The organism is Lysinibacillus sp. VIII_CA (assembly GCF_049943995.1).
In the GTDB taxonomy this organism is placed as follows: Bacteria; Bacillota; Bacilli; order Bacillales_A; family Planococcaceae; genus Lysinibacillus; species Lysinibacillus pinottii.
Genome location: NZ_JBNFXM010000001.1, coordinates 213543 through 224898, shown reverse-complemented (window position 1 = coordinate 224898; position 11356 = coordinate 213543). Strand labels below are relative to the sequence as shown.

At 38.3% G+C, this 11356-nt stretch carries 12 protein-coding genes; all 12 read left to right on the top strand.

The genetic code is table 11. From position 1 onward, the window contains the following. Positions 1 to 88: 88 nt before the first annotated feature. Complete coding sequence (rimP, locus tag ACP3VS_RS01155; RefSeq protein ID WP_012293301.1) at positions 89 to 559, top strand: ribosome maturation factor RimP; 471 nt, start codon at positions 89 to 91, stop codon at positions 557 to 559. 30 nt (positions 560 to 589) lie between these two features. Further along, positions 590 to 1729 (top strand): transcription termination factor NusA, encoded by a 1140-nt coding sequence (gene nusA, locus ACP3VS_RS01150; protein ID WP_012293302.1) that lies wholly within the window; start codon positions 590 to 592, stop codon positions 1727 to 1729. Between the two features lie 136 nt (positions 1730 to 1865). After that, the gene (rnpM, locus tag ACP3VS_RS01145) at positions 1866 to 2144 is read left to right on the top strand and encodes an RNase P modulator RnpM (protein ID WP_036167453.1); all 279 of its coding nucleotides are present in this window, start codon (positions 1866 to 1868) and stop codon (positions 2142 to 2144) included. Beyond that, positions 2141 to 2449, top strand: a complete 309-nt coding sequence (locus ACP3VS_RS01140) for a YlxQ family RNA-binding protein (protein WP_008178997.1) — start codon at positions 2141 to 2143, stop codon at positions 2447 to 2449. Before rnpM ends, ACP3VS_RS01140 begins: the two co-directional genes overlap by 4 nt. 14 nt (positions 2450 to 2463) lie before the next feature. Next, entirely contained in the window at positions 2464 to 4731 is a 2268-nt protein-coding gene (gene infB / locus ACP3VS_RS01135; protein ID WP_031419004.1) for a translation initiation factor IF-2, read from the top strand. Beyond that, entirely contained in the window at positions 4731 to 5009 is a 279-nt protein-coding gene (locus ACP3VS_RS01130; protein ID WP_008178987.1) for a DUF503 domain-containing protein, read from the top strand. Before infB ends, ACP3VS_RS01130 begins: the two co-directional genes overlap by 1 nt. 72 nt (positions 5010 to 5081) lie before the next feature. Then, positions 5082 to 5423 (top strand): 30S ribosome-binding factor RbfA, encoded by a 342-nt coding sequence (rbfA, locus tag ACP3VS_RS01125; RefSeq protein ID WP_012293305.1) that lies wholly within the window; start codon positions 5082 to 5084, stop codon positions 5421 to 5423. A 125-nt stretch (positions 5424 to 5548) separates the two neighbouring features. Beyond that, entirely contained in the window at positions 5549 to 6460 is a 912-nt protein-coding gene (gene truB, locus ACP3VS_RS01120; RefSeq protein WP_012293306.1) for a tRNA pseudouridine(55) synthase TruB, read from the top strand. A 12-nt stretch (positions 6461 to 6472) separates the two neighbouring features. Beyond that, positions 6473 to 7423: a riboflavin biosynthesis protein RibF gene (gene ribF, locus ACP3VS_RS01115; protein ID WP_012293307.1), complete on the top strand. Its 951-nt coding sequence runs from the start codon at positions 6473 to 6475 to the stop codon at positions 7421 to 7423. 153 nt (positions 7424 to 7576) lie between these two features. Continuing rightward, positions 7577 to 7846 (top strand): 30S ribosomal protein S15, encoded by a 270-nt coding sequence (gene rpsO, locus ACP3VS_RS01110; RefSeq protein WP_008178982.1) that lies wholly within the window; start codon positions 7577 to 7579, stop codon positions 7844 to 7846. A 388-nt stretch (positions 7847 to 8234) separates the two neighbouring features. Then, positions 8235 to 8759 (top strand): DoxX family protein, encoded by a 525-nt coding sequence (locus tag ACP3VS_RS01105; protein ID WP_031419005.1) that lies wholly within the window; start codon positions 8235 to 8237, stop codon positions 8757 to 8759. A gap of 447 nt (positions 8760 to 9206) precedes the next feature. Continuing rightward, entirely contained in the window at positions 9207 to 11321 is a 2115-nt protein-coding gene (gene pnp / locus ACP3VS_RS01100; RefSeq protein WP_012293310.1) for a polyribonucleotide nucleotidyltransferase, read from the top strand. Positions 11322 to 11356: the final 35 nt, after the last annotated feature.

Here is an 11356-nt window from a genome sequence, read left to right as displayed (position 1 = left end):
TGGTGGAATTTCTGTTTTATTATGGTTCATTACACCACCAATACTGTAATGAATGATTGACACGCTAGAATAGATACAGGAGGAAATAATGAGCAAAGTACCATCTTTAATTGAAGAGCTCGCTAAACCAATAGTAGATGAGTTAAATCTGGAGTTAGTGGATATTGAGTTCGTAAAAGAAGGACGTAACTGGTTTTTACGCGTCTATGTTGATACACCAGAAGGGGGCATCGACATTGACCAATGTGCTCAAGTAAGCGAACGACTAAGTTTGTTATTGGATGAAAAAGACCCAATTACACAAAACTATTATTTAGAAGTTTCATCACCTGGAGCGGAGCGTCCATTAAAAAAGGATGCTGATTTTGAAAAAGCAATTGGTAAGTTTATTTATGTAAAAACCTATAAGCCCATTAAGGACATGAAGGAATTCCAAGGCTACTTAACATCCTACGAGGAACATACATTAGTGATGGAAGTACGCATTAAAACGCGTAAAATTACAGTAACAATAGAACAAGAAAAAATCGCATTGGCACGACTAGCCATCGATTTTTAAGCATAATGCATATTTAGGAGTGAAAACAAAATGAGTAGTGATTTGTTAGATGCGCTGAATGCGCTAGAAGAACAAAAAGGAATTTCAAGAGATGTGTTGATTGAAGCAATTGAAGCGGCATTAGTTACAGCTTACAAACGCAACTTTAACCAAGCACAAAATGTTCGTGTGGACTTAAATTTAGATAAGGGCTCTATTCGTGTGTTTTCACGTAAAGATGTTGTGGAAGAAGTAGAGGACGATCGTCTACAAATTTCTTTAGAAGACGCAAAGGTTATTAACCCTGCTTATCAATTAGAAGATATCGTGGAACAAGAAGTAACGCCACGTAACTTCGGTCGTATTGCTGCACAAACAGCCAAACAGGTAGTAACACAACGTGTACGTGAAGCGGAACGTGGTTTAATCTACGAGCAATATGTCGATCGTGAAGATGATATCGTAACTGGTGTTGTGGAACGTTTAGATGCGCGAAATATTTATGTAGGTTTAGGAAAAGTTGAGGCTGCATTGCCAGTCAATGAACAAATCCAAGGCGAAACTTACCATCCACATGATCGCATTAAAGTGTATATTACAAAGGTTGAACGTACAACACGCGGTCCGCAAGTGATTGTATCTCGAACACATCCTGGCTTATTACGCCGATTATTTGAGATGGAAGTACCAGAAATTTATGAAGGAATTGTAGAGATTAAATCGATTGCTCGTGAAGCAGGAGATCGCTCAAAAATTTCTGTCTATGCACACAATGAAGAAGTAGATCCAGTAGGCTCTTGTGTGGGAGCTAAAGGTGCTCGTGTACAAACGATTGTTAACGAACTAAACGGTGAAAAAATCGATATCGTAGAATGGTCGGAAGATCCTGTTGTATTCGTTGCCAATGCGCTTAGTCCATCAAAAGTTTTAGATGTACAAGTAAACGAAGAAGAAAAATCTACAACGGTTGTTGTACCAGATTATCAATTATCACTAGCTATTGGTAAACGTGGACAAAATGCACGATTAGCTGCAAAGCTTACTGGCTGGAAAATTGATATTAAGAGTGAGACAGATGCACGTGAATTAGGTATCTATCCGTCTGCTACAAGCACTTTCGTACCTGCTGTGGATGAAGAAAGTGATTTTGAAGAAGTGGCAGTAGACTTATATCAGGACGACGAAGAATAAGTAAGAAAGCCCGTGTGACGAGTTAACTGACAGTATTCAGTGGGCCCCCTACGCCGACTGAATACTGTCAGAGCGTCAAGTAGAGCATGACTTGTCCACCTCTTACGACAAGCTTCAGAGAGGAATGGTGATTCTTATGGCTGTTAACAAAAAAGTACCTCTTCGTAAATGTGTAGCAACTGGAGAAATGCTACCTAAGAAAGAAATGATACGTGTTGTTCGTTCGAAAGAGGGCGAAGTAAGTGTAGATGTCTCCGGGAAAAAACCTGGGCGTGGTGCCTATGTCTCTAAATCAGAGAAGGCAATCGATATCGCTCGTAAGAAAAATGTATTGGGGCACCAACTTGATGTGAAAATACCTGAAGAAATTTACGAGGAGCTTATTTTGCTAATTCGTAGGGAGTCAATTTTATGATCAATCAAGCAATATTTAATTTGCTTGGAATTGCGGCAAGAGCCCGTAAAGTGATTTCAGGAGAAGAGTTAGTAGTAAAGGAAGTCCGCAATGGCAATGCTAAGTTAGTACTGCTTGCAAACGATGCTTCTAAAAACTCAAGTAAGAAAATTCAAGATAAGTGCACGTACTACAACGTTGAGTATCATGTAATTGGAGATCGTTATGATCTAGGACATGCTACAGGTAAGGAGGCCCGAGTGGCTTTAGCGATTACCGATAAAGGTTTTGCAAGTAAATTGTCTAGTCTACTCAACGAAAAATAATCGGGGGTGAGCAGATGACCAAAATCAGAGTTCATGAATATGCGAAACAAGTGAATAAAACGAGTAAAGAGGTTATTGAAGCACTTAGTAAATTAAATGTGAGTGTAACTAATCATATGTCTATGTTAGAGAAAGACATCGTGTCAAAGTTAAACCAAACATTTAAAGCAACACCTGAGAAAAATGTAGGAAAACAAGCAACTCAAAACATTTCACAAAAATCTCAATCGAATGGCCAACAAAACCATTCGGTGAAAAAGCAAGAAGGTCAAAGGCAGCAATCTGCTACTTCTAAGCCTAAAGTAAATAATCAGCAACACTCAAATTCGTCTAACGAAAAATCTAAGAATACAAAAGGTAATCAAAATAGAAATATGACACAAAATAATAATAATAACAATAATAATAATCGTAGAGGTGGCGGTGGTTACAACCAACGTCCAAAACCAGGGATTCATGGAGGCAAACGTCGCCATCCAAAAACGCATCAACCATCAATACCAGTTAAACAAAAGGAACTTCCAGAAAAAATTACTTTTGTTGAATCATTATCAGTGGCAGAATTAGCAAAAAAATTACACCGTGAGCCATCAGAAATTATTAAAAAATTATTTATGCTTGGGGTAATGGCAACAATTAACCAAGAATTAGATAAGGATGCAATTGAATTAATTTGCGCAGACTATGGTGTAGAAGTGGAAGAGGAGATTCGTGTAGATATCACGGACTTAGAGACACACTTCGAGCAAACAGAAGAAGTAAATGAAGCTGAATTATCAGAACGTCCGCCAGTTGTAACAATCATGGGTCACGTTGACCACGGTAAAACAACATTATTAGATTCAATTCGTAATACTAAAGTAACTGCAGGTGAAGCTGGGGGCATTACGCAGCATATTGGTGCCTACCAAGTAACAGAAGGTGACAAGAAAATTACCTTCCTTGATACACCTGGACACGCTGCTTTCACAACAATGCGTGCACGTGGTGCAAAAGTAACAGATTTAACCATTTTAGTAGTAGCTGCTGATGATGGTGTAATGCCACAAACAGTAGAAGCAATCAATCACGCAAAAGCAGCGGAAGTACCAATCATTGTAGCTGTGAATAAAATGGATAAACCATCAGCCAATCCAGATCGTGTAATGCAAGAATTAACTGAACATGGCTTAGTTCCTGAAGCATGGGGCGGAGAAACAATTTTCGTACCAATTTCTGCATTAAAAGGTGAAGGCATTGACACATTACTAGAAATGATTTTACTTGTTGCCGAAGTAGGAGAATTGAAAGCAAACCCTGACCGTTTAGCACTTGGAACAGTCATTGAAGCTCAGCTAGACAAAGGACGCGGTTCAGTTGCTACGCTGTTAGTGCAAGATGGTACATTAAAAGTGGGTGACCCAATCGTTGTTGGTCATACATTTGGTCGAGTTCGTGCAATGGTGAACGACAAAGGCCGTCGTGTGAAAGAAGCTGGACCATCAACACCAGTAGAAATTACTGGTTTAAATGATGTACCTCAAGCAGGAGACCGTTTTGTTGTCTTTGAAGACGAAAAAACAGCTCGTCAAGTTGGGGAAACTCGTGCGATGTCAGCTATCCAAGCACAACGTTCTGAAAAACAACGTGTAACGCTTGATAACTTATTTGAGCAAATGAGCCAAGGCGAAATGAAAGAGCTGAATTTAATCGTTAAGGCAGACGTACAAGGTACTGTAGAAGCAATGGCTGCTTCATTAATGAAAATTGATGTAGAAGGCGTAAATGTGAAAATTATTCACACTGGTGCAGGTGCCATTACGGAATCTGATATTTCTCTAGCTGCTGCTTCCAATGCTATTGTTATTGGTTTCAATGTACGTCCAGATGTCAATGCAAAACGTGCTGCAGAAGAAGAAGGCGTAGATATTCGTTTACACCGTATCATTTACAAAGTAATTGAAGAAATTGAGCAAGCGATGAAAGGTATGCTTGATCCTGAATTTGAAGAAAAAATTATTGGGCAAGCAGAAGTTCGCCAAACAATTAAAGTATCAAAAGTTGGTACAATTGCTGGTTCGTATGTAACTGAAGGAAAAGTAACGCGTGATTCAGGCGTACGTGTAATCCGTGATAACGTAGTTATTTTTGAAGGTGAATTAGATACGCTTAAGCGCTTCAAAGACGAAGTAAAAGAAGTAGCAAGAGGATACGAATGTGGTATTACTATTACAAACTTCAACGATATTAAAGAAGGCGACATTATTGAAGCCTACATTATGGAAGAAGTTAAACGAGTATAATGATTGTATACGCAGAGGTTGAATTTATCATTCAAACTGCCCATTCGTTAAAAGAGAAACGTGCTGTCTTACAGCGTATGATTACCCGCACAAAGCAGAAATTTAATGTTTCTATTGCGGAAATTGACCATCAAAATGTATGGCAGCGCACAAAATTAGCACTTGTAGCTGTTTCATCATCGAAAGAAGCAGCTGAACGGGAAATTAATCACGCGCTCCATTATTTAGAGTCAAATCCATCATGGGAACAGCTTAATGTGTGGCGAGACTATTTATAAGGAATAGTAGGTAGTTGGGATACTATAGCATAAAAAGACCAACTATCTGTACTGAAATAGAGGTGACAAATTATGTCTCTACGTTCAAACCGTGTTGCTGAGCAAATGAAAAAAGAGCTTGGTGATATTCTTGGCCGTAAAATTAAAGATCCGCGTGTTGGTTTTGTTACTGTTACAGGTGTTGAGGTAACTGGTGATTTACAGCAAGCGACTATTTATATCACATCTTTAGGCAATGAACGTGAACGCGAGGAAACGCTTAAAGCTTTAGTAAAGGCTTCTGGTTTTATTCGATCAGAAATTGGTTCACGTATCCGTTTACGACGTACACCAGAGTTAATCTTTGAATTCGATTCATCGATTGAGTACGGAAATCGTATTGATACTTTGCTAAGAGATTTACACAAAGAATAAGCTAATAAAAGTCTGCCATTTGCATGTTCATGCAGGCAGGCTTTTTATCTTCATGAAGAAGTTTTTTGTCCTGGCAAATATGCTAGGTGCAATATTTATTTTAAAGGCAATTTGGGAGGATTTATATGAACGGTATTTTACCGCTTTGGAAAGAAAGAGGCATGACAAGCCACGATTGTGTCTTTAAACTACGCAAAATTTTACGTACAAAAAAGGTTGGACATACAGGGACATTGGATCCAGGCGTGGAGGGTGTACTACCAATTTGTATTGGCCAAGCCACTCGAATTGCAGAATATTTAACAGATGCAGGTAAAACCTATGAAGCTATTATATCCATTGGTCGTACAACGACAACGGAGGATGCAGAGGGCGAAACGGTTGCACAGGATCAGACTATTAAAAAGTTTTCTCGTGAGCAATTACAAGAGGTTTTAGCTTCATTAACAGGAATTATTGAACAAACTCCACCCATGTTTTCTGCTGTTAAGGTAAATGGTAAACGCCTCTATGAATATGCTCGAAAAGGTGAGACAGTTGAAAGACCGACTCGCCAAGTTACCATTTATGCTCTAGAACTTCTCGATGACAATGAATCCTACGAGGGACAGGAGATTACATTCCCTGTTCGTATCGCTTGTAGTAAAGGAACTTATATCCGTACATTAGCTGTCCAAATTGGGGAGGAACTTGGTTATCCAGCCCATATGAAAGAGCTCGTACGTACTGCTTCAGGTACCTTTACGCGCGATAACTGTTTTACGCTGGCACAGGTGGCTGAGCTCATGGATGAAGAGCAGGTGGCTACTTGTATTTTACCTGTCGAGTATGCATTAACAGACTATCCATATATTGAGATTACTTCTGCCAATGAAAAAGAAATTTTTAATGGACAAGTGCTTCCAGCAGATACATTGTTAAAGATACATGATAAAATTGTCTTTGGAATCAATGGAAAGGCAGTTGCGGTTTATCAAGCTCACCCTTCAAAGGCAGGCTTGATGAAACCACACAAGATGTTTCCGACGATAGAGTAGGAGGATTTTTCAATGGAGGTCATTCATTTAAAATACCCACATCAATTACAGCAAAGAGAAAGCATGCAGCCCTATTCATTAGCGCTTGGCTTTTTCGATGGTGTACATAGAGGGCATCAGGCAGTTATCAAGGCAGCAAAGGAAGAGGGAGAGAAGCGGCAAATTCCAAGCGCAGTAATGACATTTGACCCGCACCCATCATTAGTCCTTGGAGGGCGTAACGAAAAGGTTTTCTATATTACACTCTTACAGCAGAAATTGCAGCTTTTTGAGGAACAAGGCGTGGATACAGTGTTTGTTGTCCATTTCACATCTGATTTTGCTAAACTATCTCCAGCCGCATTTATTGATACATTTATTCGTGGATTAAATATACAACATGTGACAGCTGGCTTCGATTATTCATTTGGGGCATTTGGTAAAGGTACAATGGACGATATGCGTGCATTAAGCAATGGGGATTATGGTGTGACAATCGTTGAGAAGAAGACGGATGATGTGGAGAAAATCAGCTCAACCCGTATTCGTCAACTTTTACAAGAGGGTGATATGGAAGCAGCGAGAACATTATTAGGGCGTCCATTTGAAATAAACGGAATGGTTGTACATGGAGATAAACGTGGTCGAACAATTGGCTTCCCAACAGCAAATGTCCAAGCTTTAGAAGGAACTTTTATTCCTGCAAGTGGGGTCTATGCTGTCCGTCTGCTAGTCCAAAATGCTTGGTATGATGGTGTCTGTAATGTAGGCTACAAACCAACGTTTAAAGATCCGAACGATAAGCAATTGTCCATTGAGGTTCATATTTTAAATTTTGATAAGAATATTTATGGCGAAGAAGTACATGTAGCTTGGTATAAACGTATACGAAGCGAAAGAAAATTTGACGGTATTGATGCTTTAAAAACGCAAATTGAAAAAGATAAACAAGAAGCTATACAATATTTTAACGATTTACAATAGAGTCAACTGAGCTACGGTTTTTACTTGCTTGACTCAATCATTTATGGTAACATTCATAAGTGCATAATGCTCAACCTTAGCTCGGTATATCGAAGACTCCAACGTTTACTGTGCTAATGGGGATAAATAATTTTTCTTAGGAGGTCCATACAAATGGCTATTACAAAAGAACGTAAAAACGAAATTATCGCTGAGTACCGTACTCACGAAAGTGACACTGGTTCACCAGAAGTACAAGTTGCAGTATTAACAGCAGAAATCAATGCTCTAAATACTCACTTACGTACACACAAAAAAGATTTCCACTCTGAGCGTGGTCTTCTTAAAATGGTAGGTCGTCGTCGTCACTTATTAAAATATCTTCGTGAAACTGACGTACAACGTTACCGTGAACTAATCAACCGTTTAGGCTTACGTCGCTAATTACAGCGGACTGTAGACAAACTTTTGTCTACAGTCTTTTTTTTTTTGAATAAAAGGATGGTTTATTTCTCGTCTCTATTTATATTTTGTTCGATAATCAGCCATAACTTTTTTACGCTCCGGTGAACGAGCTAGAAAAAACATGTTCTAGTCAATAAAAGGATGATATATTCTAATCACATTTCGCAACCAAATTCAACTAGTTATATGGTAATCTACCTTTGTTGTCCATGCGACAAAAGAAATAGAGTTGAATCAATGAACTAATCAATAGTGGTTGTTTTTTTTATAGCAATGAATGGCCATTCATAACAGTCCACCATCTATAACAGCTTACTTCAGCTTGTGAAATGTAAAAACAAAATTTATGGTGAGAAGGTGCAGTTGAATGTTTAACAAAATATTAAGAGAGAATAATATTGTTGCAGGAATCTTGACCATTATTCGCATATATCTAGGTTGGCATTGGCTAACAGCCGGTTGGGGAAAATTGATGAATGGATTTGATGCATCCGGTTTTTTAGCAAATGCTATAGCAAATCCAGTAACGAGCGGTGAGGATTTAGCATATCCACTATACGTAAAGTTTATTGAATCATTTGCTTTACCCAATGCTGAAATTATTAATTTCCTTATTCCATGGGGAGAATTTTTAGTCGGCCTGGGATTAATACTAGGATGTTTAACAACATATGCTGCATTTTTTGGGATGGTTATGAACTTCGCATTTTTAATGGCAGGTACTATATCAAGTAACCCTTGGGATATTTTACTTGCTATCTTTATAGCAGCAGCAGGCTTCAATGCCGGTAAGTTTGGATTGGATCGTTTCGTCCTACCAGCTTTCAGCAATATGATCCAAAAAGTAAAAAACAAAGATAAAATAGGTCGACCGGTGTCTAAAACGACATAATTTACATAAAGAAGACGCGAAATGCCCCGTGAATGCTATTTTGACGGGGCATTTATTTTAAATTTCTTCTCTTGACACACTTAAACTTTACTACATACTTAACTTTCTTTATACTAGTAGGATGTATGACAAGTACCGTGTTATAATAAATCTATTGTGTATAGCCTGCACTTGAAATAATAATGTGAAGAAGCATTTATATCTATTTACATACATTACTTTTCGTCAGGAAGGAATCAATTTAAATTAATTCCATATAACAAAAGTATAAAAATGTTTTTTCAATAAAATATAGAAATAAATCTTAAATAAATTGGCAATAACTGAATTTAAATGTATGATTATTTCATGAAATATTTTTTAGCATAGAACAAGCATTTTTGGTACACTTACAATTAGTACATACAGACGAAGTAAGTGTTTTTATAATAGAGAGGGGTTCATTGAATGAACGAAAAGAAAGTCTATTCCTATGAATGGGCTGGCCGTCCACTTGTAATTGAAGTAGGACAGTTAGCAAAACAAGCAAACGGTGCTGTATTAGTACGCTATGGCGATACGTCAGTATTATCTACAGCCACAATGTCAAAATCACCTAAACCACTTGATTTCTTCCCATTAACAGTAAACTATGAAGAGCGTCTATATGCTGCAGGTAAAATTCCTGGCGGCTTTATTAAGCGTGAAGGGCGTCCATCTGAAAAAGCTATATTGGCGAGCCGTTTAATCGACCGTCCAATTCGTCCGATGTTCCCAGATGGTTTCCGTAACGAAGTTCAAGTAATCTCTATGGTTATGTCAAATGATTCTGACTGTACGTCTGAAATGGCAGCAATGGTTGGTTCTTCATTAGCATTAGCTATATCTGATATTCCTTTTGATGGACCAATCGCAGGTGTACAAGTTGGTTATATTGACGGGGAATTCATTGTCAATCCAACAGTGGAACAATCGAACCAATCGACAATTCATTTATCTGTAGCAGGGAACAAAGACGCTATCAACATGGTTGAAGCAGGCGCACTTGAAGTTCCTGAAGAGGTAATGTTAGAAGCGATTATGTTTGGGCATGAAGAAATTAAAAAAATCATCGCATTCCAAGAGCAAATTGTAGCTGAGGTAGGAAAAGAAAAGAAACCAGTTACATTATTTGAAATTGATGAAGCAATTCAAGCGGATATAAAAGCTGCTTGTGAGACTGATATGCATGATGCTATTCAAACGGCTGAGAAACATGCTCGTGATGAGGCAATTCAAGCTGTAAAAGATCGTATTATTGCTTCCTATGAAGAGCAAGAAGCCGATGATGACACGATGAAGCAGGTTTATACAATTCTTGATAAGATGGTAAAAGATGAAGTACGTCGTCAAATTACTGAAGATAAAATTCGTCCAGATGGTCGTAAGCTAGACGAGATTCGACCACTTTCTTCTGAAACAGGCTTATTACAGCGTACACACGGTTCAGGTCTATTTACACGTGGACAAACTCAAGCACTTTCTATCTGTACATTAGGTGCGCTTGGTGATGTGCAAATTATTGACGGTTTAGGTGTCGAAGAATCAAAACGCTTTATGCACCATTATAACTTCCCTCAATTCTCGGTTGGTGAAACAGGACCAATTCGTGGACCAGGTCGTCGTGAAATTGGTCATGGAGCTTTAGGGGAGCGTGCACTGGAAGCAGTCATTCCTGATGAATCAGTTTTCCCATATACAATTCGTTGTGTATCAGAAGTACTTGAATCAAATGGTTCAACCTCTCAGGCTTCTATTTGTGCATCCACGTTAGCTATGATGGATGCTGGTGTTCCATTAAAAGCACCAGTTGCAGGTATTGCAATGGGCCTTATTAAAAAAGGTGAACATTATTCTATTTTAACGGATATTCAAGGAATGGAAGATCATCTAGGTGATATGGACTTTAAAGTGGCTGGTACAGCTAAAGGTGTAACAGCTCTACAAATGGATATTAAAATCGATGGGTTATCTCGCAATATTTTAGAAGAAGCATTGACACAGGCTAAAGTAGGCCGTATGCATATTTTAGAATCAATGCTTGCAACACTTGCAGAGCCACGTAAACAATTATCTGAATTTGCACCTAAAATCGTAATTGTTAAAATCAATCCAGATAAAATTCGTGATGTTATTGGACCTGGCGGAAAACAAATTAATAAAATCATTGAAGAAACGGGCGTTAAGATTGATACAGAACAAGATGGTACAATCTATATTTCTTCAGCTAATGAAGAAATGAATGCACGTGCAAAACAAATTATTGAGGATATCGTACGAGAAGCTAAAGTAGGTGAATACTACTTATCGACAGTGAAGCGTATTGAAAAATTCGGCGCGTTTTGTGAAATTTTCCCAGGTAAAGATGGCTTGCTTCACATTTCTGAAATTCAAGAGGAACGCACTAAGCAAGTGGAAGACGTCTTAAAACTAGGCGATCAATTACTAGTAAAGGTAATTGAAATTGACAAACAAGGTCGTGTGAATTTATCTCGTAAAGTAGTACTACAAGAGGAAAAAGAACGCGCTGAACAACAAAAATAATAAAGATAAAAGGCTGCGTCTAATGCGCAGCCTTT

Excerpts from the sequence above, each read along its gene's own strand:
- rnpM (WP_036167453.1), top strand. The coding sequence starts at position 1,866 with ATGGCTGTTAACAAAAAAGTACCTCTTCGTAAATGTGTAGCAACTGGA.
- ribF (WP_012293307.1), top strand. The coding sequence starts at position 6,473 with ATGGAGGTCATTCATTTAAAATACCCACATCAATTACAGCAAAGAGAA.
- ACP3VS_RS01105 (WP_031419005.1), top strand. The coding sequence starts at position 8,235 with ATGTTTAACAAAATATTAAGAGAGAATAATATTGTTGCAGGAATCTTG.
- ACP3VS_RS01140 (WP_008178997.1), top strand. The coding sequence starts at position 2,141 with ATGATCAATCAAGCAATATTTAATTTGCTTGGAATTGCGGCAAGAGCC.
- rimP (WP_012293301.1), top strand. The coding sequence starts at position 89 with ATGAGCAAAGTACCATCTTTAATTGAAGAGCTCGCTAAACCAATAGTA.
- infB (WP_031419004.1), top strand. The coding sequence starts at position 2,464 with ATGACCAAAATCAGAGTTCATGAATATGCGAAACAAGTGAATAAAACG.
- rbfA (WP_012293305.1), top strand. The coding sequence starts at position 5,082 with ATGTCTCTACGTTCAAACCGTGTTGCTGAGCAAATGAAAAAAGAGCTT.
- truB (WP_012293306.1), top strand. The coding sequence starts at position 5,549 with ATGAACGGTATTTTACCGCTTTGGAAAGAAAGAGGCATGACAAGCCAC.
- rpsO (WP_008178982.1), top strand. The coding sequence starts at position 7,577 with ATGGCTATTACAAAAGAACGTAAAAACGAAATTATCGCTGAGTACCGT.
- nusA (WP_012293302.1), top strand. The coding sequence starts at position 590 with ATGAGTAGTGATTTGTTAGATGCGCTGAATGCGCTAGAAGAACAAAAA.
- pnp (WP_012293310.1), top strand. The coding sequence starts at position 9,207 with ATGAACGAAAAGAAAGTCTATTCCTATGAATGGGCTGGCCGTCCACTT.
- ACP3VS_RS01130 (WP_008178987.1), top strand. The coding sequence starts at position 4,731 with ATGATTGTATACGCAGAGGTTGAATTTATCATTCAAACTGCCCATTCG.